The organism is Sorangium sp. So ce834 (genome assembly GCF_051521425.1).
GTDB classification, from domain to species: Bacteria; Myxococcota_A; Polyangia; order Polyangiales; family Polyangiaceae; genus Sorangium; species Sorangium cellulosum_D.
The window spans coordinates 12,258,072-12,284,017 of sequence record NZ_CP150351.1 but is presented as its reverse complement, the minus strand read 5'-3'; the positions used below and the strand labels follow the sequence as shown (position 1 = coordinate 12,284,017).

Genomic DNA, 25,946 nt, shown 5'->3' with positions numbered 1-25,946 from the left:
CGCTGCCCCGCGCGCGGCCCGCCGAACGACGCGAGATCCGGCCTGCATGCACGGAACCTGCGCCCCTCCGGGGTCGCGTCAAGCGCCGCCGGCCCCACCCCCGCCCTGTGCCGGCCCCCGCCCTGTGCCGGCCCCCGCCCTGTGCTGGATCGAGCGCGCGCGCACCCCGCGCTCCCTTCCCGTGAGCACGACAAGCACCCTCGCGCCCGTCCCGGACGAGGAATAACCGCCCCGCTCTCCGGGGCGCGCGGCGCCGCGCCGCCGGCTGCGCGCGCGCTGACAGCCGCTCTCCGGCACATGCGATGCACCGCCGTGCGGGGAGCTCCTCCAAGGAGGGACCGATGAAGCTGCTGTCTCCCCGACTCCATGGGTACGTCGACTACGCGATCGTCGTCCTGCTCGCGCTCGCGCCGCTCGCGCTCCGCTTCGGGCCGGTGCCGACGGCGGTCTCTTATGTCACCGCCCTGACGCACCTCGTCGTGACGCTGCTGTCCGATCAGCCGCTCGGCGCAGCCAGGAAGATCCCGTTTCCGGTGCACGGAGCGCTGGAGTCCTCCCTCGGCGTCGGTCTCATCGCCTCGCCCTGGCTGTTCGGGTTCTCCGCCGAGGGCCCGGCGCGGATCTTCTCCGTGGTCGCCGGGCTCGCGATCGTTCTCGTCGTCCTCGCGACGAGGTACACGGCCGGCGTCCTCTCCCGGCCGGAGCCCTACGACCGGTACGATCGCTGAGCCGCGCGGGCGCCGCTCAGCCGGCGGCGGCGAGCGCCGCCTGCGCCTCCCGCATCACCTCGGGCCAGGCCGGATCCGGGCGCGACGCCTCCAGCGCGATCGCCAGCGGATCCTCGCCGGCCTCGATGGCGAGGCGCGCCGCAGCCGACCCGGTGAGCAGATCGAAGGCCGGGATCGTGTCGACGTACTCGTAACGCTCGGTGCGGAACCGGAACTGCTCGGGCCGCTGCCGGTGGGCAAACGCGGTGAGCGCGAGGTAGGTCGCGACGGGACGGAAGGTGCGCGGGTCGGTGACGTGGATCTGAACGCCGCCGCAGATCTTGCCGGCGTGCTTCTGGAAGGTCGGCCGGAAGGTGAGCGGCCGCGCGATGAACCCGAGCAGCCCCGTGGACGCGAGGCGCTCGGCGAGATCGCGGCCGTCGAGCCAGGGCGCGCCGACGATCTCGAACGGGCGCGTCGTGCCGCGGCCCTCCGACAGGTTCGTCCCCTCGATCAGGCAGCCGCCCGGGTAGACGAGCGCGGTGTCCGCCGTCGGCATGTTGGGCGAGGGCAGGACGAACGGGCGATCCCACTCGGCGGCGAGCGCCTCGCGGCGGTGCTCCTCGACCGCGACGACCTGCAGCCCGCAGGCGACGTCGCCGAGCGGGATACCCTCGCGCCGCGCGAAGAGCGCGACCAGCTCGCCCACCGTGAGCGCGTGGCGGATCGGCACGGGCTCGAGGCCCACGAACGAGAGGAACCCCGGCGCCTGCGTCGCGCCCTCGACGCTCTCCGGCGCGCAGCCGATGGGGTTCGGCCGGTCGAGCAGCACGACGTGCACGCCCGCCGCGTGGGCCGCCCGCAGCGCGAGCAGCGCCGTCCAGACGAACGTGTAGTAGCGCGCGCCGACGTCGGCGAGATCGATGACGAGCAGGTCGATGTCCGCGAGATCCTCGGCGGAAGGCGAGAGATCCTCGAACCTGTCGCCGTACAGGCTGACGATGCGGGCGCCGGAGCGCGCGTCGACGGCGCTCGTCACGGCCGCCATGTCCTGCGCCTCGCCGCCGTAGCCGTGCTCCGGGCCGAAGAAGAGGCGCGGGCGCACGCCGAGGCGCTCGAGGACGAACGCGATGTGGGTGAGCTCGCGGTCGACGCTCGCCGGGTGCGCGAGGACCCCCAGGCGAGCCGACCGGATGCGCTGGAGCTGCGAGAGATCCGGGAGACGGTCGAGTCCGACGTGCACGGTACCCTGACTACCAAGGCGAGCGCGGGCAGTCCATTTGTCCGCGTCGGATTTTCCGGGGGCGCTGCGCCGGCGCGGGTCAGCGCTTGAGGGCGGCGTAGAACGCCGCGCCCCGGCGCTGCACCCGGACGAGGAGCTCGCCGTCGCGCGCGGCCTCCTCGACCTCGGCGGCGGTGGGCGCGCGGCGGCCGTCGGCCTCCAGGATCACGTCGCCCGGACGTAGGCCCGCGCGCTCGGCGGGCGAGTCGTCCGCCACGAAGGCCACGCGCGCCAGCGAGCGGCCCTCGCCGCGCTCGCCGCGCTCGCCACGCTCGCCGCGCTCGCCGCGCTCGCCGCGCTCGGCCGGCGCGTCGCGCAGGGTGAGGCCGAGGCCCGCGTGCGGGGCGGGCGCGCGCTGGACCGGCAGCGCCGGCGGCGGCGGCTCGCTCCGCGCGGCGAGCGTCACCCGGGTCTGGTACCGCTGGCCGCCGCGCGCGACCTCGAGCGTGAGCGTCTCGCCGACGTTGTGGTTGAAGAGCTCGCGGATGACGTCCTGCGCGTCGCGCGCCGGCCTGGCAGCGACCGACGTGATCACGTCGCCCGGCTGGAGGTTCGACCTGGCCGCGGGGCCGCTCGGGTTGACGGCGTTGACGAGCGCGCCGGCGCGGGGCGCGTCCGGCATCACCGCCGCGAGCTGGGGCGTGAGATCCTGCAGCCCGACGCCGATCCAGGCGCGCTCGACGCGGCCGTGCCGGAGCAGCTGCTCGGCCACGCGCCGGGCCATGTTCGCCGGCACCGCGAGCCCGATGCCCTGCCCGCGGCTGACGATCATCGTGTTGATGCCGAGCACGCGGCCGTCGAGGTCGACGAGCGGGCCGCCCGAGTTGCCGGGGTTGATGCTCGCGTCGGTCTGGAGGTAGTCCTCGACGTCGTTCACGCCGACGCCGCCGCGCCCCTTGGCGCTGAGCACGCCGGTGGTGACCGTGTGGCCGAGGCCGAAGGGCGAGCCGATCGCGACCACCCAGGCGCCGACGCGGGCGGCGTCGCTGTCGGCGAACGTCGCGGTGGGCAGGTCCTTCGCGTCGATGCGGAGCACGGCGAGATCGGTCGCGGGGTCGCGGCCCGCCACGCGGCCGGCGAACATGCGGCCGTCGCGGAGCCGGACGGTGATCGCGCGGGCGCCGTCGATGACGTGGTTGTTCGTGAGGATGCCGCCGTCCGGGGAGAAGATGACGCCCGAGCCGAGCCCGCGGCGCTGGCCGCCGTCGCGGAACCAGCGCAGCGGCGAGGAGACGTCCTCGCCGACGGCGACCTCGATCTGGACGACCGCGGGGCCGACCTTGTCGGCGACGTCGGCGAACGCCTCGCCGAGGCGGCGCAGATCGGCGGCGCCGGCGGACGCGGCGGCGCTGGAGGCGGCGGCGCCGGACGGCGCGGGCGAGGGCGCCGCCTTCGGCAGCGCCGAGGGCGCCCGGAGGGTGGGCGCCGGCGCCGGCGCTGCGGACGGCTGGGCGCCCGCGAGCGACGGGAGCGAGAGGGCAGGGACGAGCAGGGCGAGGGATGCAGTCAGCCGACGCGAGTTCATGCTTCCTCCAGCGCGTGGGAGAGGTCCTGTCCGCGGTCCGCGGAGCGGGGGGCCCGGCAGCGAGGCAAGAGGTAAGACGGGAAGCGCTCGCGAACGCAACCTCCTGGCGTGCGAAAGCGCGCGGGTCGCGGATCGGGCCGCAGGGGCGCGCCCGCTCGGGCAGCGCGCCGCCGCGGGCCGTGCGCAGGCCCCAGCTCCGCCCGCTAGAAGTCCGACCAGGGATCCGGGAGAGAGTTCAACGCAAAGGCGCAAAGAGCGCAAAGGCGCAAAAAACAAATGCATCTTTGCGCCTTTGCGCCTTTGCGTTGAATTTCTCTCCTCTCGCGAGGCAGATTCCTGACAGGGGTTCTGACCCGCGGTCCTACGTCCCGGCGCCCGCTTCGGGCCGCGTGCCCGCCTCGTCCGCCGCCGGCGAGGCATCGTCCGCCGCCGGGGCGCCCTCCGGCGCGGCGTCGTCCGTCGAGGGGCCGCCCGATGGCCCGCCGGGCCAGGGATCCTGGCCGTCGTCGCGCAGGTGGATGTGCTCCAGGTAGAGCCCGTCCGGCGGCGCCGTGATCCCGGCGTCGCGCCGGTCGCGCGACGCGAGCGCGCGGGCGATCGCGCCGGGGGCGAGGTGGCCGCGCGCCACGTCCATCAAGGTGCCGACCAGGATGCGCACCATGTTGTGCAGGAACGCGTTCCCCTCGACGTCGATCCGGACGAGGCGCGGATCCGCAGGGTCGAGCGACAGCTCGATGCCGTACAGCGTGCGCACCGTGGTCGTCCGCTCGTCCGCGCTCGTCCGGAACGCGGCGAAGTCGTGGGTGCCCTTCGCGGCGAGCGCCTCGGCGCGCGCCCGCTCGATCGCTTCGTCCGTGAGGCCCTCGACCCGCCACGCGCGCCGGCTGAGGAACGGATCGCGGACCAGATCGCGGAGGATCAGGTAGCGGTAGCGCTTGCGCAGGCTCTCGAAGCGGGGCGAGTACCCGACGCGCACCACGGCGGCGCGACGGATCACGATCTCGTCCGGCAGGTGGCGCGCGGTCGCGAGGACCCAGCCGCGCGGCGGCAGCGGCGCCGCCGTGTCGAAGGCGACGCGCTGGTCGCGCGCGTGGACGCCCGCGTCGGTGCGGCTCGCGCCGCGGATCTCGCGGATGGCCGGATCGATGGCGCGCAGCGCGCCGAGCAGCTCGCCCGCGACCGTGCGCTGGTCGCGCTGACGGGCGAAGCCCGCGAACGGGCGCCCGTCGTAGGCGACCGAGAGCAGGATCCCCCGCGTGGAAGCGGCGCTCCTCGCCACGGCGCGATGGATGCGCGCGGCCTAGCCGCCGCTCCCCCCGCCGCCGCCCGAGCCCCCGGCGCCCGCGCCGCCCGAGCCCCCGGCGCCCGCGCCGCCGCCACCGCCCGAGCCGCCGTCGCCGCCCGAGCCGCCGTCACCGCCGCTGCCGCCGGAGCCGCTCGCCGACGTCGTGGTGGCCGAGGAGGTCAGGGACGCATACCCCCTGGCGCACGCCAGGTTGACCATGCCCTCCGCGTTCTTGCAGCACTCCTCGGGGGCCGCCTGCTTGCCCTGCACAATGCAGTACGGGAGCTGATGGCACCCGTCGGGGTCCGTCACGATCCCGTGCTCGGGGTCGAGGTTGTCCTTGCAGCTCGGGGTGGTCCCCTCCTCGACGCGGCACGCGGCGCTCGGCAGCGCGAGCGCGAGGAGGAGCAGGCTGGCCATCCGGAGGGGGAGCATTCGCATCGGCTGCTTCCTATTGCTTGATGGTGAAGTTGATCGGAACGTTCACCACGACGCATCCGCTCTGCGGCGGAGGCAGTGATTTGCCGCGGAAACGTCCCAGGACGCAAGATGAGATCTCGCCCGACCCCACCGTGTCGTTGAGAATCGAGGCGCCGCACACCGCGCCCGTCGAGGCGACCTGCACGCTCACCGTCAGCTTGCCGGAGACCTCCGAGGTGCGCAGCGCGCGGTTATAACAACCTTGCGCCGAGCGAGCGAGCGCGAGGACGGCGGAGTCGAGCGCGGGCGAGGTGGCGCCGTCGCCGCACTTGGCGGAGCAAGGCGACTTGCCGGTCGTGGCCGGGCCCTGCCCCGACGCGACCTTGCCAGCGTCCACCCCGGCGTCCTCGACCTCCTCGACCGGCGGCGGCGGCGGGGGCGCGAAGAGCGGCGGCGGCTCCGCCGGCTTCGTCTCGGTGCGGGCAGCGGCGGTGGGCTCCGCGGGCGGCGCCTCCGGCTCCGGGCGCAGCTTCCAGTAGAGCAGGCCCGCCGTGAGCGCGGCGAGGACGACCATTCCTGCGATGTAGATCCCAGAATTGCCGGATTTCCCAGGGATCTGCTGGGACGACGGGGGCATCGATGCGGACACGTTGAGAAGTCCTCCCGGAGAGGCACGCGGGGCCGGCCGCGTCGGCGGGCCCTGTGCGCCGGAGCCGAGACGCGGGCGCGTCCGGCGGGAGGCGAGTCTACAAGGGTGGCCAGGGAAGCGCGCCAGGAAACTGGATGCGCCCTGGATGAACATATTGGCTCCACGCGGACGGCCGTTCAGCGCGCGTAGAACGACACCGCGGTGTCACCGTAGGTGCGGATGGCGGCGCAGGTGAGCCCGGCGATCTCCGGCGAAGGATCGCGGCGCGCGTGCTCGAGGACGAGGCGCCCGGCCGGGGCGAGCAACCCGAGCGGCCCGGCGAGGCGCGCGGCCGCGGCGGCGGCCTTGGCCAGGGCGGCGTACGGCGGATCGAGCAGCGCGAGATCGAAGGGGCCCTCGTCGGCGAGCAGGTCGAGGGCGCGCTCGACCGGGAGCGGGACGACGCGCGCCGCGTCGGCGAGGCCGAGCGCGGCGAGGTTCTCGCGGAGCGTGGCGAGCGCGGGCCGGCCGCTCTCGACGAAGACCGCGCGCCGCGCGCCGCGCGAGAGCGCCTCGATGCCGAGCGCGCCGGTGCCGGCGTAGAGGTCGCAGACGAGCGCGCCGGTGACGTCGCCGAGCGAGGAGAAGAGCGCCTCGCGCACGCGGTCCGCGGTCGGCCGCGTGCCCTCGCCGCGGGGCGCGGCGAGCCGCCGCCCGCCGAGCCGGCCGGCGATCACCCGCATGATCGTCGCCCTTCCCCGGGCCCCCGGCGCGCGGAACGGGCGGCGCGGCTCACCAGCGGTAGGTCACGTCGAGGCCGCCCGCGCCGACGCCGACGCTGGGCTGCACGGTCCAGCCGGCGCGGTCCCCGCTCCGGCTGTCGCTCGTCACGAGCAGGTAGGCGCCGAGGCCCGCGGAGACCACGGCCAGCGGGTAGAAGACGTACTGGAGCCCCATGAACGTGTCCGTCTTCTCGCAGAGCCGGATGCCCGCGTCGGCCGTCCTCGCGTCGGCGGTGATGTCGCCCCGGATGGCCTCGCGCTGCTCGAGCGCGCACACGTCGCCGACCTCGGTGGTGAACAGCGCCCGGTAGGCCTCGTACTGCGGGTCGCTCTGGATGCTGGCGACCTGGACGGAGCTGATGACGGCGACGGTCCCGAACGCCGCCCCCGCGCCGAGGCCGATGAACCCGCCGATCCGCCTCCAGTTGGACTGCGACGGCTCGGCGGGCATCTGGCTGAGCGCGAGGTCGGTCGTGGCCACGGGCACGACCACGACCGACGCCTCGGAGTCGAGGAACCCGGCCGATTTCACGCGCACCCGGTGCGGCCCGGCCGTGACCGGGAAGGTCCCCTCGCCGTTCTGCACGTTGCCGGCCGGCTTTCCGTCGATGAGCACGCTCGCCTGCGCGGCGCCCGTCCTCACGCGGAGCGACCCCATCGGCGGTCCGCCGGTCAGCGACGCGATCGCGTCCGCCGCGATCTTCCGGAGCGGCTCGTCGTTGGCCTCGGTGAGGTTCGCGCTGTACTTCACCGGGACGCTCGCGGTCGGCTTCCCGCGGGTCCAGAGGTTCAGCGAGCCCTCCACGTTGGTGTCGCTCTTGCGGAGCACGCCCCAGAGATAGCGGTCGCTCCGGATGTGGTCGGCGATGCGCGTCTGGCAGCCGTCGTCGGGCACATCGGGGCACTGCAGCGAGAGCGTGAGGACCTCGAGCGAGAAATCCCCCTCGCCGACCGACCACCCCCGGGCTTCCTTGATGGCGGAGCGGAGCGCCTGGGTCAGCGCGCCCGCCTGGTCGTACGCGTCGTCGGTCCGGATGGCGACGACCGTGATCGGCAGGGCGGCGGGCGACGGCTCCGCCGCCAGCGCGACCTCGCTGCAGGCGAGGCAGGCGGAGAGGGCCAGCACGGCGGCGAGGCCGGTCCTCTGTGCGCGCGTCATCATGCGGTCCTGGGCTCCCACGGGGCCCAACTTACCCGGCCGGCGGCCAGGAACGCAATCTGGTGGGCCGGCGGGCCGGCGTGCCGGAGGCCCGCGCCGCGGCGAGCGTTTTTCGTTTCACCCACGATCGCGCCGTGTCAGAGCATCCTCCGCGCCGGCCGGCGCTGCAGCGCGTCGCCGAGCGTCCCTCCGCGTGGTCTATGAAGGTCCCCCGAACCATCTTCCGCGAGTACGACATCCGCGGCGACGCCGAGCGCGACCTATCGAGCGAGCTCGCCCGTGAGCTCGGCGCCGCCTTCTCCCTGCTCCTCGGCCGCGAGCTCGCCGCCGGGGCGCCGTCCGGCGGCGCCCGCCCGCGGGTCGCGGTCTGCCGGGACGGCCGCCTCTCGAGCGGCCGGCTGTTCTCCGCCCTCACGGAGGGCCTGCTCGCGGGCGGCGCCGACGTGATCTCGGCCGGCGTCGGGCCGACGCCGCTGCTCTACTTCGCCGCGCACCACCTCCACGCCGACGGCGCGATCATGATCACCGCGAGCCACAACCCGGCGCCGGACAACGGGTTCAAGCTCATGCGCGGCAAGGCGTCGTTCTTCGGCAAGCAGATCCAGGCGCTCGCCGATCTCATCGAGGAGGGCGCCGCGCGCGCGCCAGCGGCGGCGGCGGTAAGAGGCGCGCTCACCGAGGTCGACCTCGCGGCCGACTACGTCGAGGCGGTGCGCGCGGCGGCCCGCCTGTCGCGCACCGACGTGCGCTTCGTGGTCGACGCCGGCAACGGCGCGGCCGGCCCGCTCGGCGTCCGCGCGCTCACGGCGCTCGGCTTCTCGCCGGACGCGCTCTTCTGCGACATCGACGGCCGGTTCCCGAACCACCACCCGGACCCGACCGTGCCCGAGAACCTCGAGGCGCTCCGCGCCCGCGTGCTCTCGACCGGCGCCGCGCTCGGCATCGCGTGGGACGGCGACGGCGACCGGATCGGCGTCGTCGACGAGCGCGGCGAGGTGATCTGGGGGGACAAGCTGCTGCTCCTGTTCGCGCGGTCGCTCCTCGCGGAGCGCCCCGGCTCGGCCGTGCTCGGGGAGGTGAAGTGCTCCGAGACGCTCTACGCGGACGTTGCCGCGCGCGGAGGGCGCCCCATCCTCTGGAAGACGGGCCATTCGCTCATCAAGACCAAGATGAAAGAGGAGGGCGCCCTGCTCGCGGGCGAGATGAGCGGGCACATGTTCTTCGCCGACCGGTGGTTCGGGTTCGACGACGCGGTCTACGCGTCGGTCCGCCTGCTCGAGATCGTGGCCCGGGCGCAGCGGCCGCTCGGCGATCTGCTCGCCGACGTGCCGGAGACCTTCGCCACCCCCGAGATCCGGGTCGACTGCCCCGACGCCGTGAAGTTCGAGGTCGTGCGCCGCGTGACCGAGCACTTCCGCCGCGTCCGTCCGGTCGTGGACATCGACGGCGCGCGCATCGACTTCGGCGGCGGGGCCTGGGGCCTTTGCCGCGCTTCGAACACCGGTCCGATCCTCGTGCTGCGCTTCGAGGCCCGGTCGGTCGCGGATCGCGACGCGATCCGCGCCGAGGTCGAGGCCGTCGTCTCCGCCGCCGTCCGCGACGCCGTCGCTGCCCCGCTCCCGTGACCAAGCCCGACGTCGAGCCGCAGAACGAGCCCTGGACGATCCGCCGCGTGATCGCGTGGGCCTCGGGCGATTTGAGGAAGCGCGGCGCGTCCTCGGCGCGCCTCGACGCCGAGCTCCTGCTCGGCAAGGTGCTGGGCATCGATCGCGTCGGGCTGCTCATCGACGCCGAGCGGCCGCTCGACAGGGCCGAGCTCGCCGCCTACCGGGAGCTGCACCAGCGCCGCCGCGCCGGCGAGCCGGTCGCCTACCTGCTCGGTGTGCGGGAGTTCTACGGCCGCCCGTTCCGCGTCGATCCGCGCGTGCTCATCCCGCGCCCCGACACCGAGATCCTGGTCGAGGTCGGCCTCGCCCGGACGAGGCAGCTCGCGCTCTCCGCGCGCGTGCTCGATCTGTGCACCGGCTCCGGCTGCGTCGCGGTGAGCCTCGCCTGCGAGCGGCCCACCAGCCGCGTCCTCGGCATCGACATCTCGGACGGCGCGCTCGCCGTCGCCCGCGAGAACGCGCTCCGCCTCGGCGCCGTCAACGCGGGGTTCCTGCGCTCGGATCTGTTCGCCGGCGTGCCGCCCGGGCTCCGCTTCGACCTGATCACCGCGAACCCGCCGTACATCCCGGACCAGGACGTGGCCGCGCTGCAGATCGACATCCGCGGCTACGAGCCTCACCTCGCGCTCGCGGGGGGCGCGGACGGGCTCGCCTTCACGCGCCGCATCGTCGCGGGCGCGCCGGCGCGGCTCGCCGGCGGCGGCGTGCTGGCGGTGGAGGTCGAGGCCGGCAAGGCGGGCGAGGTCGCCGAGCTCTTCGCGGCGGCGGGGTTCGTCGACGTCGCGAGGAACCTCGACTACGGCGGCCACGAGCGCGTCGTCTCCGGCGTCCTGCCCTGAGCGCCCGCCGCGGCGGGCGGACGCTGGCCGGCGGCCGCGCAGCGCGCGCGCGCCTGCGCGAGGATGGGGCTGGCGTGCCGTATGCACCGCGTGGCGCGGTCGGAGGCGGGGGCTCCGCGGCGACCGTGCGCTGGCGGCTGCCTGCTCCGCTCCCGAGCGCGTTCATCCTGTGAGGCGGAGAGGTGTCCCATGAGGCAGGTGGATCCCAGGCCCGAGAGCTCGACGGCCGATCTCGTGAAGGAGGCGATCGCCGAGGCCAGGGAGCTGATAGAGGTCGAGGTCGCGCTGGCGCGCGACGAGATCAACCAGGAGATCTCGCGGGCGAAGACGTCGGGCGTCGCGCTCGGCGCGGCGGCGGCCGCGGCGCTGCTCGGGGTGGCGCTGGTGCTCGTCGCGATCGCGCTGGCGATCTCGCCGGGGCCGCTTCCGGCGCTGCTGATCGGGCTCGGGCTCATCGCGCTCGCGGTCGTGGTGGGCGTCGTCGGCTACGGGCGCGCGCCGAGGAGGCCGCTCGAGCGGACGCGCGGCCGCCTCGGGTCGGACGTGCGGCTGGTCCGGGAGCGCGTCGTATGAAGGGGCTGAACGGTCAGCGGGAGGAGTTCGAGCGGAAGGCGGACGAGCTGCGCGACCGGCTGCTGCACACGATCCAGGTGATCGATCGGCGGCGCCACGCGCTCCTCGACGTGAAGACCCAGGTGCGCCGGCACGGGGCCGGGGTGGCGGCCGGAGGGCTGCTGCTCGCGATCCTGGGCGGCGCGGCGGTGATCGCGCTGGTCCGGGGGGCGCGGGCGCGCGACGAGCGGCTGCGGGCCGAGCGCGTCCGCGCGCTCGTGCGCTCCTGGCGGCACCCGGACTGGGTGGCGCCGCGCGGGAAGCCGAGCGTGCCGCGCGAGATCGGGCGGAAGATCCTGGTGGGGGCGGCGTACTTCGCGGCGATGCAGCTCATCCGGCGCGGGATCCGGCTCACGCTGGCGCCGCCGGGGCGGGAGGCGCTGGTGCGGCGGCGGGCGCCGGAGCTGCAGGCGTAGACGACGACCAGGTCCCCCGAGGGCCTACGGCTGTTGAGGAGTGCGGACGACGTGCGGGCGTGAGCGGTGTGACGGGGAGCGCCGACGTGTGATGCGGGAGCGGGGCAGCGGCGATCGGGTCAGGGCCCGGTGTACAGGGCAGTGCGCCAGCCGAGGTAAAGCCCTGGCTGGCGGACGGACGTGCTCCAGGTGTAATCGGCGTAGAGCCACGGGCCCATCGACACCTTCCAGAGCCGGATTCCTTCGTAGAACACGCCGCCGCCGATGCGGGCCGGGAGGGCACCGTCGATGACGTCGGTGTCGCTGCCGTCCGGCGTCGTGTAGGCCACGCCGGTGCCAGCATCGACGATGACACCCACCTCTCTCCAGCGCTCCCCGAGCGAGAAGAGCGGGAATGCCTCGGTGTGGAACATGACCCCGCCAGCCAGGGTGCCATGCTCCGCGGCGCTCAGGCCGTGCCCGCCGAACGCCAGGCCGAACGTGAGCCAGTCCGCGAGCACCCCGCCGAGCCAGACGTAACCGCCGCCGCCGATGCCGACGCCGGTCTCGGTGTAGTAGCGCTCGTATCCTATCTTCTGAACATCATTGGGGAATCCTGCGGCGCTCCCGAGCGTGAGGCCTCCCGCGACGCCGGCGGCGAACCCGCTGCGCCGCACCGCTTTCGTTGGCGCGAACAGCGGGTCCGCGGTGGGCGCATCCCCGGCGAACCGCGGGGCCGTGCCGGGTTGCGGATCCGCGCCGCCGGGGTCGGGGACCGCATTCCCCGGCGGTGGCGCGGCCGCGGCGGCGGCGCTCGCGTCCCTCGCGGGCGGCGGGCTCTCCGCGCCCCCGGGCGCCGCCTCCTGCGCCGATGCGGTGGAATGGAGCAGGCCGAGGCCGAGGAGCGCCGGCAGCGCGGCCGCACGCCGCAGGGGGAGGGACGTCGCCATGGGCTCCCTTTCCTATACGATGACGGGGGCCTCCGGCATCGCAATCCGATGGCCTGTCCCGATCGGCGCGCCCCCCGACGCCGGCGCGGGGCGCGCCAGGACCGCGCGCTCTCGTCGTCGACGCGCGGGCGGGCGCCGCGCGTCGGCGCGGCGCTGCCGCAGCATCCAGCCCTGCGACGGACCGCATGTCGGGACAGAACGAGAAGCATGCTTGAAGCGAGTCCATCGGAGATCCGGTTCGCCGGATGACCTGCCGGCGGCACGACGCGGCGCTCGCCAGGGGGCGCGTCGCGCGAGGGGCGCTCGATCCTCGATCGCGCGCGGCGAACTCGCCTGCCCCCGTCGCCTGGGGCACGGTATGCTCGCCGTCCCATGAAGGCCTCTCCCTGCCTGCTCCTCACGGCGCTCCTCGCTGGCGCCTGCGGAGGTGCCAAGGCACATCGAACGGGTCCCACCATGACCGCAAGCTCCTCATCGCACCCCGCTGCGGCCAGCGCCGCGCCGACGCCCGCCGATCCTCTCCGCCCCGCGTACCCGCTCACCCGCGCCGTTTCGGTGAAAGACGCCGTCCAGGGAGTCGAGATCGCCGACCCCTACCGCTGGCTGGAGGACGGCGGCGCGCCGCACGTGAAAGAGTGGATGCAGGCTCAGGACGCGTTCACCCGCGCCGAGCTCGCGCGGCTCCCCGAGCGGGACGCGATCGCGTCGAGGCTCAAGCAGCTCTTCTACATCGATGCGGTGTCCGCGCCGCGCCACCGCCGGGGTCGATATTTCCTGAGCCGGAGGCACGCGACGAAAGAGAAGTCGATCGTCTACTGGAAGGAAGGAAAGAGCGGCGAGGAGCGCCCGCTGCTCGACCCGAACAGCTGGTCTGACGACGGCAGCGTCTCGCTGGGCGGGTGGGAAGTGTCGTGGGACGGCAAGAACGTCGCCTACAAGGTCCAGAAGAACAACTCGGATGAAGCGACCCTCCATGTGATGGATGTCGCGTCCGGCAAGCGCTCCGAGGTGGACGTCATCGAAGGGGGCAAATACGCGTACGCGTCGTGGACGCCTTCCGGCGACGGCTTCTACTACGTCTGGCTCCCCACCGACCCGTCGATCCCGGTCGCCGAGCGGCCCGGTTACGCGGAGGTTCGCTTCCACCGGCTCGGCCAGGATCCGAAGCAGGATCGCGTGGTGCGCGGCAGGACGGGCGATCCGACGACCTTCCTCGGCGCGCTCCTGTCCAAGGACGGCCGCTTCCTGGTGCTCACCGTCGCCCACGGGTGGACCTCGACCGACGTCTACTTTCGCGATCTCCGCAGGCCGGGCGGTCGGGACGTGGACAAGCCGCTCGCCGTGGGGCGCGACGCGCACTACAGCGTCGAGGTCTACAAGGATCGGTTCTACGTCCATACCGACGACGGCGCGCCCCATTACCGCCTCTTCGAGGTCGACCCGGACAGGCCCGAGCGCGCCGCGTGGAAGGAGATCGTCCCGGAGCGCTCCGACGCCATCCTGGACAGCGTCTCCATCCTGGGTGGGCACCTCGCGCTGAGCTACCTCAAGGACGCCTCGAGCCGGGTCGAGGTGCGCACGCTCGACGGCAAGCTGGTCCGCGAGGTCCCGTTGCCCGGCATCGGCACCGTGGGCGGCCCGTCCGGGCTGCCCGACGAGGACGAGGCGTATTTCTCGTTCGAGTCGTTCACCTCACCCCAGGAGATCCACGCGACCTCGATCAAGACGGGCCGGACCGAGCTCTACGCGCGCGTCGAGGTGCCGGTCGACCCGTCGCAGTTCACCGTCGAGCAGACCTTCTTCCCGTCCAAGGACGGCACGAAGATCTCGATGTTCATCGTCCGCCGCAAGGACATGAGGAAGGACGGGAGCTCCCGCGCGCTGCTCTACGGCTACGGCGGGTTCCAGATGTCGCAGACCCCGGCGTTCACCGCCTCGATCTACCCGTGGCTCGAGCGGGGCGGGGTGTACGCGGTGGCCAACCTGCGCGGCGGCGGCGAGTACGGCGAGGCGTGGCACCGGGACGGGATGCTGCTCAAGAAGCAGAACGTCTTCGACGACTTCATCGCCGCGGCAGAGCACCTGGTCCGCGAGGGATACACGCGCCCCGAGCGGCTCGCCATCCAGGGCGGCTCGAACGGCGGCCTGCTCGTCGGCGCGGCGCTCACCCAGCGGCCGGAGCTGTTCGGGGCCGTCCTCTGCGGCGTCCCCCTGCTCGACATGGTGCGATACCACCTGTTCGGCTCCGGCAAGACGTGGATCAGCGAGTATGGGTCCGCCGACGATCCAGCGCAGTTCAAGGCGCTCTACGCCTACTCCCCGTATCACCACGTCAAGCGGGGGACGAGGTATCCGGCCGTCCTCCTGCTGTCGGCCGACAGCGACGATCGGGTCGATCCGATGCACGCGCGCAAGTTCGCCGCCGCGCTCCAGGCGGCGAGCGCGGGCGGCCCGGTCCTGCTCCGCATCGAGCGGAACGCCGGGCACGGCGGCGCGGACCTCATCAAGGCAGCCGTCGCGAAGGGCGCCGACCAGCTCTCCTTCGCGCTGTGGGCCACGAACGGGCAGGCGCCGACAAACAGGTGAGCGGCGCGAGGCGCGAGGGGCGACAGGCGCGGCGGGCGCGAGGGACGACAGGCGCGGCGGGCGCGCAGGCGCGCAGGCGCGGGGCGCGGGGCGCGGGGCGCGACGGACAGGCTTGCGGCTCCGCGCCGCGACGGCTAACAACGCGCGGCCGTGCGAATGCTTCACCCCGGAGCCGGGTCCTCGCGGCCCGGGCCTTTGATCTCGCGTCCCCTCGCAGCCGCCGCCTCGGCGCTGGCGGACGGGACGCGCGCGCCGCGCGCGGAGCTCTCCGATCCGGCGGCGGTCCTCGCCGGGCTCATGGATCTGCACGGGAGCGTCGCGCTCGCGCGCGAGCTCTCGCTCCTCGACCGGCCCGCCGCCCCGCCGCCCGCGGCGGCTTCCGGCGCGCGCGCCGAGGTCCGCGCGCTCGCCGCGGATCGCCTCGGCGAGCTCGCGGCGGCGCTCGACCACGTGTTCGCCACCCCGTTCCACCGGCGGAACAAGCTGCCCGACGCGGCGGCGGTGCTCGCGACGCTGGAGCAGACCGGGGTGCTGGCCGCGCGCGCCGCCCGCGAGCGCGGCGCGCGCCCGCTCGCGTCCGCGGCCGGCCAGCTCTGGGAGCCGTTCGGCGAGCTCGCGAGCCGCCACCTCGGCCGCATCCGGCTCGAGACGCGCGCGCTGCGCGAGGAGCTCGCGCCGTCGCTGCGGGCGCTCGGCCCGGACGCGGCGCGGCTCGAGCGGCTCGACGCCGCGATCGCCGCCGCCACCCAGAAGCGGCGCGAGCGCGCCCTTGCGGAGCTCGTCCCCGGGCTCGCGCGCGCCTTCGCGCGGGGCCTGCGCGCGGCCGTGGGCGCGCTGCCGGAGGCCGTCGACGTCGAGCACGTCGCGGCCTGGTTCGCGCAGGACGAGTGGCTCCGGCGGGAGCTCCAGCGGATGGAGCTCGTGGTCCAGGCGGTGCTCGCGCACGAGGCGGGCCGGCTCCTCTCGCTGGTCGACGGGGCTGCGGCGGCGGGCGCGCCGGCGTAGCCCGCGAGGGGCTTCACGATGCGGCTCGCGACGGCGCGGCAGTGGACGACGCGGCTCCTGGTGCTCCTCACCGGGGGGATCGGCCTCGCCCTGGTGGGGCGGGCGGCGGTCGTCTACCGCGGGACGGACCCGCTCGCGTACCGCCTCGTTCTGCTGATCGCGCTCGGGCTGGTGTTCGGCACGCTCGAGCTGTTCGCGCGCGCGGGGCGGGCCGCCCGGATCGAGCGCGAGCTCGCCGCGCTGCCGCGGCCGGCGACGCGCGCCGCGATCGAGCAGAGCAGCGCGCCGCTCCGGGCGCTGCTCGAGGCGCGGATCGCCGGCGCGGCGCTGCCTCCGGCCGGCGCGACGTTCGCGTCGTACCTCGTCGGGCTGCTCGTGATGATCGGGCTGCTCGGCACGTTCCTCGGCCTGTTCGAGACGCTGCGGGGGGCGCGCGAGGCGCTGACCCTGAGCGCCGACGTCGACGCGCTCCGGGAGAGCCTGGCCGCGCCGATGCAGGGCCTGTCGCGCGCGTTCGGCACCTCGGCGGCGGGCGTGTCGGGGTCGGCGATGCTGGGGCTCGGCGCGGTGCTCGTGCGGCGCGCCGAGGCGGCGGCCGCGGCCGCGCTCCACGCCTACGCGGCGGGCCCGCTCGCGGCGCTGACGGTGGCGGGGCGGCAGCTCGCGGCGCTGGAGGCGCTCGCGCGGCAGGGCGAGGCGCTCCCTGCCGCGGCGGCGTCGCTGCGCGAGGCCACCTCCCGGCTCGAGCGCCTCGAGGAGCGGCTCGTGGCCGTGCAGGTCGAGGGCGCGCGCCAGGCGGCCGCCTCGTTCGCGGCGGCGGCGGCCGAGATCCGCGGCGACATCGCGGCGGGCCTCCGGCAGACCGCCGACGTGGCGGCCGGCGTGGTGAAGCCCCTCCTGGCCGAGGCGGTGGAGCGCGCCGGCGCGGTCGCGGGCGGCGCGCTGCAGGCGGTCGAGCGGCGCCTCGACGAGGAGTCGCGCGCGCGGCGGGAGGCGGACGCCGCGTCGGCGGCGCGGCTGGAAGGCCAGGCGGAGCGGCTGGCCGGGGTGGTGGGGGAGGCGATCGAGCGGCTGGAGCAGGCGCAGTCGGCGCGCGCGGCGGAGGCGGCGGCGCGGCAGGCGGAGCAGGACGCGGCGCGAGCGGCGCACCTGACGGCGCTGGGCGAGGCGCTGTCGGGCCCGCTGACGGAGGCGGCGCGGGCGGCGCAGGCGGCGCCGGAGGCGGCGGCGCGGCTGATCGGGGAGGCGTCGGAGCGGCTGTCGGCGCGCGCGGAGGCGGACGCGGCGCGGGACGGGCGGCTGGACGCGCTGCTGGAGAAGCTGTCGGAGGCGACGGCGGCGATGGCGGGCAGCGCGCGGGAGCAGGCCGGGCGGGTGGCGGCGCTGGCGGAGGCGGCGGAGCGGAGCGCGGCGGAGCGGGAGGAGCGGGCGGAGGCGCGGGTGGCGGCGCTTGGCGAGGCGGCGCGGGCGCTGCTGGAGGAGCAAGCGGCGCGGCTGCTGTCGTTCGAGGAGCGGCTGGAGGGGGCGCGGCGGGAGGCGGCCGACGGGCTGGCCGAGCGGCTCAGCGCCCACGCCCGCGGGCTCGGCGAGCGGCTGGAGCGGATGGAGGAGGGGGTCGCGTCGCGGCTGGGGCGGATGGAGGAGGGGGTCGCGTCGCGGCTGGAGCGGATGGAGGAGGGGGCGGCGAAGCGCCTGGAGCGGCTCGACCGGGAGGCCGCGGTGCGCCGGCGCGAGCTCGAGACCGAGTCGGCGGCGCGGCTGGAAGGTCAGGCGGAGCGGCTGGCCGGGGTGGTTGGGGAGGCGATCGAGCGGCTGGAGCAGGCGCAGTCGGCGCGCGCGGCGGAGGCGGCGGCGCGGCAGGCGGAGCAGGACGCGGCGCGAGCGGCGCACCTGACGGCGCTGGGCGAGGCGCTGTCGGGCCCGCTGGCGGAGGCGGCGCGTGCGGCGCAGGCGGCGCCGGAGGCGGCGGCGCGGCTGATCGGGGAGGCGTCGGAGCGGCTGTCGGCGCGCGCGGAGGCGGACGCGGCGCGGGACGGGCGGCTGGACGCGCTGCTGGAGAAGCTGTCGGAGGCGACGGCGGCGATGGCGGGCAGCGCGCGGGAGCAGGCCGGGCGGGTGGCGGCGCTGGCGGAAGCTGCGGAGCGGAGCGCGGCGGAGCGGGAGGAGCGGGCGGAGGCGCGGGTGGCGGCGCTTGGCGAGGCGGCGCGGGCGCTGCTGGAGGAGCAGGCGGCGCGGCTGCTGTCGTTCGAGGAGCGGCTGGAGGGGGCGCGGCGGGAGGCGGCCGACGGGCTGGCCGAGCGGCTCAGCGCCCACGCCCGCGGGCTCGGCGAGCGGCTGGAGCGGATGGAGGAGGGGGTCGCGTCGAGGCTGGAGCGGATGGAGGAGGGCGCGGCGAAGCACCTGGAGCGGCTCGACCGGGAGGCCGCGGTGCGCCGGCGCGAGCTCGAGACCGAGTCGGCGGTGCGGCTGGAAGGTCAGGCGGAGCGGCTGGCCGGGGTGGTGGGGGAGGCGATCGAGCGGCTGGAGCAGGCGCAGTCGGCGCGCGCGGCGGAGGCGGCGGCGCGGCAGGCGGAGCAGGACGCGGCGCGAGCGGCGCACCTGACGGCGCTGGGCGAGGCGCTGTCGGGCCCGCTGACGGAGGCGGCGCGGGCGGCGCAGGCGGCGCCGGAGGCGGCGGCGCGGCTGATCGGGGAGGCGTCGGAGCGGCTGTCGGCGCGCGCGGAGGCGGACGCGGCGCGGGACGGGCGGCTGGACGCGCTGCTGGAGAAGCTGTCGGAGGCGACGGCGGCGATGGCGGGCAGCGCGCGGGAGCAGGCCGGGCGGGTGGCGGCGCTGGCGGAGGCGGCGGAGCGGAGCGCGGCGGAGCGGGAGGAGCGGGCGGAGGCGCGGGTGGCGGCGCTGGGCGAGGCGGCGCGGGCGCTGCTGGAGGAGCAAGCGGCGCGGCTGCTGTCGTTCGAGGAGCGGCTGGAGGGGGCGCGGCGGGAGGCGGCCGACGGGCTGGCCGAGCGGCTCAGCGCCCACGCCCGCGGGCTCGGGGAGAGCCTCGAGGCGACCGCGGCGGTGGTGCGCGAGGCATCGGAGCTCGTGCGCGCCGGCGGCGCCGAGATGACGGCGGTGGCCGAGATGTTCACCGTCGCGGTCGATCGTTACCGCGACGCCAGCGATCGATGGCTGAACAGCCTCGGCGCGATCGAGGACGCGATCGAGCGCCGTGAGCACGGGGAGGCGACGGACCTCCTCGGCGCCTACCTCGACCAGACCCGCGAGGTCTTCGATCACTCGCTGCAGTTTCAGCGCGAGCTCTTCTCGGAGCTGCGGGCGCTGAGGAGCAGGACGAGCTGATGCGCCGCTCCTCGCCTCCGTCGGCGCCCGGCACCTCGCGCCCCGAGGTCGCCTGCTCCATGCGGGGCCGCGAGGGCGCGCCGGTATCCGCGGCGCCCGCCGCGAGGAGAGCTCGGCCATGTCCCTGATGCCGGCCGAGGACGAGGCGACCGAGCAGGCCGCGGTGTGGCCGGTCTTCGGCGACCTCATGGCCTGCCTCTTCGGCCTGTTCGTGCTCTTCTTCGTGTGGGCGATCTCGTTCCAGGTCGATCTGGCCCGCGATCTCGCCGCCGAGCGCGCCACCCGCGCCGCAGAGAGCGCGCGCCTGGAGGCGCTCGAGCGCGCGCTGGCCGGACCGCTCGCCGAGGGGAGGATCACGCTGACGGAGGGGCGCATCGGGATCCGCGGGAGCATCCTGTTCGAGCTCAACTCGGCCGAGCTTCAGCCGGAGGGGATCGCGCTGCTCCGCGCGCTGGCCGAGCCGCTGAAGGCGTACCTCGAGCATCATGACGAGCTGATCATGGTGAGCGGCTTCACGGACGACCGGCCGCTCACGAGTTCGTCCCGTGGCTATGCGGACAACTGGGAGCTCTCGGCGCAGCGCGCGCTGACGGTGACGCGCGCGCTCGCTGCGGCGGGCGTTCCCGACACGGCGCTGTTCGCGGCCGGCTTCGGCGAGCGGCACCCGGTGGCGCCCAACGATACAAGCGAGAACCGGGCGAAGAACCGTCGCGTGGAGATCTCGCCCATTCCACGGCGGAGCGCGCCCTGATGGCATCCACGTCGGATTTTTCTCCGGCGGCGGTGGAGCCCGAGGACCGCCAGCGGCGTCTTCAATCGCAACCTCGGTCGGTCGACGGGTCTGAGCCGCAACCTCGGTCGGGGCGCCGCCAACCGCAACCACGTCCACCGCAACTCCGGTTGGCAACCGTGATGCCTCAACCCGGGTCGGCCGCGGCGCCTCAACCCGGGTCGGCCGCCGCCCCCCAACCCGGGTCGGCCGCGGCGCCTCAACCCGGGTCGGCCGCGGCGCCTCAACCCGGGTCGGCCGCGGCGCCTCAACCCGGGTCGGCCGCGGCGCCTCAACCCGGGTCGGCCGCGGCGCCTCAACCCGGGTCGGCCGCCGCCCCCCAACCCGGGTCGGCCGCCCCCCAACCCGGGCCTCCCGCCCCCGCCGCCGCGCGCCTCGCCGCCCTCCGCGCCTCCGGCGCCCACCGCTTCGATCCAGCCAGCTACCGCTTCATCGAGGCGCTCCTCGAGCGCGCCCGCGCCCTCGACGGCGGCGCCCGCGCGCGCCTCGACGCCCGCGCCTCGGCGCGGCTCACCGCCCTCGAGGCCGCCTTCCACCGCGCCCGCGCCGACGCCGAGGCCCAGCTCCGCGCCCTCGCCGATGCCGGCATCCCCGACGACGGCGCGCTGGCCGCGGCGCTCTCGCTCGGCGACCTCCCCGCCGTCGCGCGGACCGCGCGCCGCCGCCTGCGCGCGCTCGCCGCCGAGCGGCAGACGACCGCCGTGCCCTCGCTCGCGCGCCTCCGCGGCGAGGCCGCCGCGCGCGACGTCCGCCTGCCCGCGCCGCTCGCGCGCGATCTCGCCGAGCTCCCGTGCGACGGCGATGTCGTCGAGCGCCGGGTGAAGCGGCAAGCCCAGGCGCTCAGCAACGCCCTCTCCACGGCGCTGTTCCACGAGTCGCTGGTGAGCGCCCGCGCGACGCTCGCCGTCGCCCGCGCCGCCGACAACGTGCCCGAGGACGCCGGCCCCTACAACGCCCAGGTGCTCGCCGCCCGGGCGCTCTGCGCCGCCGAGCGGCTCTCCGCGCACTACCTGCGCGCGCTCGTCGCCAGCCTCCAGGACCTCGGCGCCCTCTCCGCCGCGCTCGAGCCGCAGCCCGCCAAGCCCGCCAAGCCCGCCCGAAAGAAGGCCGCCCCGCGGACCGCCGCCGACGCCGCCCCGCGCCGCGGGTCCGGCCGGTCCGTCCGAAAAAAAGAATCCCTTTTTCGCGGATCGCGTTAGGTAAGGAGTCGCCATGCCCCGCTCGCCAGGCCGACTGCTCGCCGCCCTCGCGCTGTCCCTGCTCGCCGCCTCCTGCTCCTCCGCGCCCGAAAAGGCGCCGAGCGGGCCGGCGACGCCGCCCCTCAAGCAGTGCGGCACCGAGGTCGTCAAGCACGGCAACGGCTACAACGGCGCGGCGCGCGAGTGCATCTGGCAAGCGTACAAGACCCGCGAGCCGTCGGAGTTCACGACGACGCGGTACACCATCGAAGGCGACCCCGTCACCTACCACCTCGAGGTCACGCTCACCGGCGTCGTGGTCGTCGTGGACAGCAAGGATCGCTACGCCCTCCAGGGCGTCTTCCGCCACACCTGCCGCAACCTCGAGCGCATCATGCAGGAGGGCACCGAGGACCGGTTCGGCTTCGCGCTCAGCGCGTGCTCCGGCGGCGGCGCCGAGCGGCTCGCGGTCCCGTGACGCGCCCGCCCCGCCCCGCGGCCGCCGCGCCGCGGCAGCGCCAGACGTTGGAAACGGAACGGCGACCCTCGCGCCGCGCGAGGCGCCGCCGACCCCCGCGCGGACAGCCGCGGGCGGGCGCCGCCCGAGGCCCGATCTGGTGGACGCGACCGATCCTTGCCGCGTAGGCTCGCTCGAAGCAGTTGAAGCGGGCAGCCACATGAGCAGACGATGCGTTCTGTGTCGCGCGATCGGTTCGATCCAGGCGCCGGAAGGGCGCGGATGACGGAGGATGCGCGCCCGTCGTTCGGCAGTTCGGCAAGGCGCGCCTGCGAGCACGCTGGAGGGAAGCGCCGTGCAGCGTCACCTCATTTTTGAAGCCGCCGGGATCACCCACCCTGGCATGGTCCGGGACACGAACGAGGACAGCTTCGCGATCCTCGAGTCGCGGGGGCTGTTCCTCGTGGCCGACGGCATGGGGGGACGCGCCGCCGGGGAGGTCGCCTCGCGGATGGCGATCGACACCGTGCGTGATTTCTTCGACGACCCGGACTCCACCTGGCCTGTCTCGGTCAGCGTGGGGCCGCCCACGACGCGGGCCGCCGAGGCCCGCTACGTCGATCAGGGGCTCCCGCTGCTCGTCGCGGGCATCCAGCTCGCGAACGGCCGCATCTTCTCCGCGGCGCGGCGCGACCGGGAGAAGCGCGGCATGGGCACCACCTTCGCCGCCGCGCTCGCGCGCGACGGCTTCATCGCCATCGCGCACGTCGGCGACAGCCGCGTCTACCGCCTCCGCGATCACCGCCTCGAGCAGCTCACCCGGGACCACTCGCTGGTCAACGAGTGCATCCGGCTCGGCCACCTCCTCCCCGAGCAGGCCAGCTCGTTCCCGCTCCAGCACGTGATCACCCGCGCGCTCGGCACCGACGAGGCGGTCGAGGTGGAGACGCGCATCGACGCCGTCGAGAGCGGCGACGTCCTGCTGCTCTGCTCGGACGGCCTGTCCGGCGTGGTGCCGGCGCAAGATATCGCAAGTATTTTGGAGGAGCGCGCCGACCTCGCCGAGATCACCATGCGGCTCGTCAGGCGCGCCAATGAGAACGGCGGCCCCGATAACGTCACCTGCGTTGTCGTGCGCTGGCGCCCCGCTCCAGGCGGCCCGGCCAGGCGCTGAGCTGCGCGCCTCCTGACATGTGACGCCGCGCGCATTGCGCGCTCCTTGCCCGCTTTTCCACGGAACATCGAGTGCCGGACAGCGCGTCACCGTGTTAATGGCGGTGGGCAATCCAATGGGCGCGCGAACGAACGGATCCACACAGCCGCAGACCATCGCATCCACCCCCCGGGGCGGGGCGCTGGCCAGGTCCGGCAACGGCGGCGCAAAGGCAGCGCCGCGCGCCGAGCCGCCCGCGCAGGTCGAGGCGCGGCCGGCGCTCAAGCTCCTCGAGGCCGCGCGCGAGCCGGATTTCATCGAGGTGCTCGGCTCGCGGGAGCACAACCTCCGCATCGACCGGCTGGAGGTGCCGAAGCGGAAGCTCGTGGTGTTCACGGGGGTGAGCGGCTCGGGCAAATCGAGCCTGGCGTTCGACACCCTCTACGCCGAGGGGCAGCGGCGTTACGTCGAGACGCTGAGCTCGTATGCCCGCCAGTTCCTCGGTCAGCTCGATCGCCCGCAGGTCGAGCACCTGCGCGGCCTGTCGCCGACGATTGCCATCGAGCAGAAGAGCGCGTCGAGCAACCCGCGCTCCACGGTCGGCACGATCACCGAGGTCTACGATTACCTGCGCGTCCTCTATGCGCGCGCCGGCGAGCAGCATTGTCACCTCTGCGGCAAGCCGGTGAAGGCGCAGAGCTCGGAGCAGATCGTCGACGAGCTCCTCGCGATGCCGGAGGGCACGAAGTTCGTGCTGCTCGCGCCGCTCGTGACGCACCGGAAGGGGGAGTTCAAGGACCTGTTCGAGGAGCTCCGCGGCCGCGGCTTCGTGCGGGTCGAGATCGACGGGGCGCAGCACCGGCTCGACGAGGTGCCGCGGCTCGACAAGAAGCTCAAGCACACCATCGCGCTCGTGGTCGACCGGCTGGCCGTGCGGGCGGACGAGCGCCAGCGCATCACCGAGGGGGTCGAGCTCGCGCTCCAGGAGGGGCGCGGCGAGCTCCGGGTCGAGCTCCAGGCCGACGACGGGCCGGCCGCGCGGCGGCGGCGCCCGGACGCCCCGCTGCTGTTCAGCGCCGCGCGCTCCTGCTGCGGCCAGAGCTTCCCCGAGCTCTCGCCGCAGAGCTTCTCGTTCAACAGCCCGCTCGGCATGTGCGGCGCCTGCAACGGCCTCGGCACCCGCCTGGAGATCGACCCGGCCCTCGTGATCCCGGACCCTTCGCTGTCGATCCGGGAGGGCGCGATCGCCCCCTGGGCGTCGGCCATGGCGCGCGGCGAGGGCTGGACGTTCCGCATCATCGACGCCGTGGCCAAGGCGTGCTCCGTCGACCTCGACGTGCCCTGGCGCAAGCTCGGCGCGAAGAAGCAGGAGACGGTGCTCTACGGCCTCTCGGGCAAGCGCATCGCCGTGACGTGGGGGAAGGAGGGGACCGAGACCCACGGCACCTGGGGCATGAAGTTCGAGGGCGTGATCCCGAGCCTGATGCGCAGGTTCCAGCAGTCGTCGTCCGAGTCGGCGCGGGACGCCTACCGCAAGTTCATGAGCGAGCGGCCGTGCGACGCCTGCGGCTCCAAGCGGATGCGGCCGGAGTCGCTCGCGGTGCGCGTCGCGGGCAAGAGCATCGCCGACGTCACCGGCATGACGGTGAAGGACGCATTCGAGCATTTCGCCCGGCTGGAGCTCCCGGGCAACCGGCAGAAGATCACCGAGGGGGTGCGGCGGGAGATCACGAGCCGGCTAAGCTTCCTCCTGAACGTGGGCCTCGACTACCTGACGCTCGATCGCTCGGGGCCGACGCTGAGCGGCGGCGAGGCGCAGCGCATCCGGCTGGCGAGCCAGCTCGGGAGCGAGCTGTCGGGGGTGATGTACGTGCTCGACGAGCCGAGCATCGGCCTGCACCAGCGGGACAACCAGCGCCTCATCGAGACGCTGCGGCGCCTCAGGGATCTGGGCAACACGGTGCTTGTGGTGGAGCACGACGAGGAGACGATCCGGGCCGCCGATTACGTCGTGGATTTCGGCCCCGGGGCGGGGCACCTCGGCGGGCGGGTGATGGCCGCGGGGACGCCCGAGGAGATCGCGCGCGACCCGGAGAGCCTGACGGGCGCGTACCTCGCGGGGCGCGCGCGCATCGAGGTGCCCGAGGCGCGGCGCGCGCCGCGCGGGTGGCTCGAGGTCCTGGGCGCGTCCGAGCACAACCTGAAGAACATCGATGTCCGGTTCCCGCTCGGGGTGCTCCTCGCGGTGACCGGGGTGAGCGGCGCGGGCAAGAGCTCGCTGGTGAACGGCATCCTCCTGCCGGCGCTCGGCCGGGCGCTCCACAACAGCACCGAGCCGGTCGGGGCGCACCGCGCGATCAAGGGGCTCAAGGCGCTCGACAAGGTGATCGCGATCGACCAGAAGCCGATCGGCCGCACGCCGCGCTCGAACCCCGGGACGTACACGAAGGCGTTCGACCAGATCCGCGAGATCTTCGCCGAGCTGCCGGAGTCGCGCGCGCGCGGCTATGGCCCCGGGCGGTTCAGCTTCAACGTGAAGGGCGGGCGCTGCGAGGCGTGCAGCGGCGACGGCGTGGTGAAGGTGGAGATGCACTTCCTCGCCGACGTCTACGTCCCGTGCGAGGTGTGCGCCGGCAAGCGGTACAGCGCGCAGACGCTGGCGGTGCGGTACAAGGGCAAGAGCATCGCCGACATCCTGGACACGAGCATCGAGGACTGCGTGCGGCTCTTCGAGCACCATGTGGCGCTGCGGCGGGTGCTCGACACGCTGGTCGAGGTGGGCCTCGGGTACATGAAGATCGGCCAGAGCGCGCCGACGATGAGCGGCGGCGAGGCGCAGCGCGTGAAGCTGAGCCGCGAGCTCGGCAAGAGCCAGACGGGGCGCACGCTCTACGTGCTCGACGAGCCCACGACGGGCCTGCATTTCGAGGACATCCGCAAGCTCCTCGGCGTGCTCCACCGGCTGGTCGAGGCGGGGAACACGGTGGTGGTCATCGAGCACAGCCTCGACGTCATCAAGTGCGCCGACTGGGTGATCGATCTCGGGCCCGAGGGCGGCGCCGGCGGCGGCCGGGTCATCGCCGAGGGGACGCCGGAGGACGTCGCGAAGGTGCCTGCGTCGTACACGGGGCAGTTCCTGCGCCCGCTGCTCACGGCTCCGCGGTAGTACCGCGTCGGGCGGGGG

General features: G+C 74.8%; 21 protein-coding genes. 13 read left to right on the top strand and 8 right to left on the bottom strand.

The genetic code is table 11. From position 1 onward, the window contains the following. Window positions 1–341 precede the first annotated feature (341 nt). Window positions 342–728 carry an SPW repeat protein gene (locus WMF20_RS45260; RefSeq protein WP_129580053.1) on the top strand — a complete coding sequence of 129 codons (387 nt, stop codon included), beginning with the start codon at window positions 342–344 and terminating at the stop codon, window positions 726–728. Window positions 729–744: 16 nt separating this feature from the next. Here the strand turns inward: WMF20_RS45260 and WMF20_RS45255 are convergent, their stop codons facing one another. From WMF20_RS45255 to WMF20_RS45225, 7 genes are all read right to left on the bottom strand, one after another. Then, window positions 745–1,950 (bottom strand): exo-beta-N-acetylmuramidase NamZ family protein, encoded by a 1,206-nt coding sequence (locus WMF20_RS45255; protein ID WP_437607970.1) that lies wholly within the window; start codon window positions 1,948–1,950, stop codon window positions 745–747. 79 nt (window positions 1,951–2,029) lie between these two features. After that, window positions 2,030–3,514 carry a trypsin-like peptidase domain-containing protein gene (locus WMF20_RS45250; RefSeq protein ID WP_437607969.1) on the bottom strand — a complete coding sequence of 495 codons (1,485 nt, stop codon included), beginning with the start codon at window positions 3,512–3,514 and terminating at the stop codon, window positions 2,030–2,032. Between the two features lie 361 nt (window positions 3,515–3,875). Then, window positions 3,876–4,793 carry a tRNA pseudouridine(38-40) synthase TruA gene (gene truA / locus WMF20_RS45245; protein WP_437607968.1) on the bottom strand — a complete coding sequence of 306 codons (918 nt, stop codon included), beginning with the start codon at window positions 4,791–4,793 and terminating at the stop codon, window positions 3,876–3,878. Between the two features lie 21 nt (window positions 4,794–4,814). After that, on the bottom strand, window positions 4,815–5,240 hold the full coding sequence (locus WMF20_RS45240) for a hypothetical protein (protein WP_437607967.1): 426 nt from the start codon (window positions 5,238–5,240) through the stop codon (window positions 4,815–4,817). Between the two features lie 10 nt (window positions 5,241–5,250). After that, a complete protein-coding gene (locus tag WMF20_RS45235; protein WP_129580049.1) occupies window positions 5,251–5,868 on the bottom strand; it encodes an AgmX/PglI C-terminal domain-containing protein in 618 nt (205 codons plus the stop codon). A gap of 176 nt (window positions 5,869–6,044) precedes the next feature. Beyond that, a complete protein-coding gene (gene rsmD / locus WMF20_RS45230; protein ID WP_437607966.1) occupies window positions 6,045–6,590 on the bottom strand; it encodes a 16S rRNA (guanine(966)-N(2))-methyltransferase RsmD in 546 nt (181 codons plus the stop codon). Window positions 6,591–6,639: 49 nt separating this feature from the next. After that, window positions 6,640–7,791, bottom strand: a complete 1,152-nt coding sequence (locus tag WMF20_RS45225) for a PEGA domain-containing protein (RefSeq protein WP_437607965.1) — start codon at window positions 7,789–7,791, stop codon at window positions 6,640–6,642. Between the two features lie 197 nt (window positions 7,792–7,988). Here WMF20_RS45225 and WMF20_RS45220 point away from each other — a divergent pair, with 197 nt between their 5' ends. The 4 genes from WMF20_RS45220 to WMF20_RS45205 all read left to right on the top strand — a co-directional run bounded on the left by WMF20_RS45220 (window position 7,989) and on the right by WMF20_RS45205 (window position 11,322). Further along, entirely contained in the window at window positions 7,989–9,413 is a 1,425-nt protein-coding gene (locus WMF20_RS45220; protein WP_437607964.1) for a phosphomannomutase/phosphoglucomutase, read from the top strand. After that, a complete protein-coding gene (gene prmC, locus WMF20_RS45215; RefSeq protein WP_437607963.1) occupies window positions 9,410–10,294 on the top strand; it encodes a peptide chain release factor N(5)-glutamine methyltransferase in 885 nt (294 codons plus the stop codon). Before WMF20_RS45220 ends, prmC begins: the two co-directional genes overlap by 4 nt. A 189-nt stretch (window positions 10,295–10,483) precedes the next feature. Further along, entirely contained in the window at window positions 10,484–10,867 is a 384-nt protein-coding gene (locus WMF20_RS45210) for a phage holin family protein (RefSeq protein ID WP_129580045.1), read from the top strand. Continuing rightward, the gene (locus WMF20_RS45205) at window positions 10,864–11,322 is read left to right on the top strand and encodes a hypothetical protein (RefSeq protein ID WP_437607962.1); all 459 of its coding nucleotides are present in this window, start codon (window positions 10,864–10,866) and stop codon (window positions 11,320–11,322) included. Before WMF20_RS45210 ends, WMF20_RS45205 begins: the two co-directional genes overlap by 4 nt. 119 nt (window positions 11,323–11,441) lie before the next feature. Here WMF20_RS45205 and WMF20_RS45200 read toward each other — a convergent pair whose 3' ends face one another. Continuing rightward, complete coding sequence (locus WMF20_RS45200) at window positions 11,442–12,251, bottom strand: hypothetical protein (protein ID WP_437607961.1); 810 nt, start codon at window positions 12,249–12,251, stop codon at window positions 11,442–11,444. A 456-nt stretch (window positions 12,252–12,707) separates the two neighbouring features. Between WMF20_RS45200 and WMF20_RS45195 the strand changes: the two genes are divergently transcribed. From WMF20_RS45195 to uvrA, 8 genes are all read left to right on the top strand, one after another. Then, window positions 12,708–14,837 (top strand): prolyl oligopeptidase family serine peptidase, encoded by a 2,130-nt coding sequence (locus WMF20_RS45195; protein ID WP_437607960.1) that lies wholly within the window; start codon window positions 12,708–12,710, stop codon window positions 14,835–14,837. Between the two features lie 195 nt (window positions 14,838–15,032). Next, window positions 15,033–15,842 (top strand): hypothetical protein, encoded by an 810-nt coding sequence (locus tag WMF20_RS45190; protein ID WP_437607959.1) that lies wholly within the window; start codon window positions 15,033–15,035, stop codon window positions 15,840–15,842. A gap of 18 nt (window positions 15,843–15,860) precedes the next feature. Further along, window positions 15,861–19,184, top strand: coding sequence for a hypothetical protein (locus tag WMF20_RS45185; protein ID WP_437607958.1), 3,324 nt, complete (start codon window positions 15,861–15,863; stop codon window positions 19,182–19,184). 118 nt (window positions 19,185–19,302) lie between these two features. Then, window positions 19,303–19,935, top strand: a complete 633-nt coding sequence (locus WMF20_RS45180) for an OmpA family protein (RefSeq protein WP_437607957.1) — start codon at window positions 19,303–19,305, stop codon at window positions 19,933–19,935. Between the two features lie 161 nt (window positions 19,936–20,096). After that, entirely contained in the window at window positions 20,097–21,173 is a 1,077-nt protein-coding gene (locus WMF20_RS45175; RefSeq protein WP_437607956.1) for a DUF2894 domain-containing protein, read from the top strand. Window positions 21,174–21,186: 13 nt separating this feature from the next. After that, entirely contained in the window at window positions 21,187–21,630 is a 444-nt protein-coding gene (locus tag WMF20_RS45170) for a hypothetical protein (protein ID WP_437607955.1), read from the top strand. A gap of 334 nt (window positions 21,631–21,964) precedes the next feature. Continuing rightward, on the top strand, window positions 21,965–22,783 hold the full coding sequence (locus tag WMF20_RS45165; RefSeq protein ID WP_129580036.1) for a Stp1/IreP family PP2C-type Ser/Thr phosphatase: 819 nt from the start codon (window positions 21,965–21,967) through the stop codon (window positions 22,781–22,783). Between the two features lie 115 nt (window positions 22,784–22,898). After that, entirely contained in the window at window positions 22,899–25,928 is a 3,030-nt protein-coding gene (gene uvrA, locus WMF20_RS45160) for an excinuclease ABC subunit UvrA (RefSeq protein WP_437607954.1), read from the top strand. Window positions 25,929–25,946 lie beyond the last annotated feature (18 nt).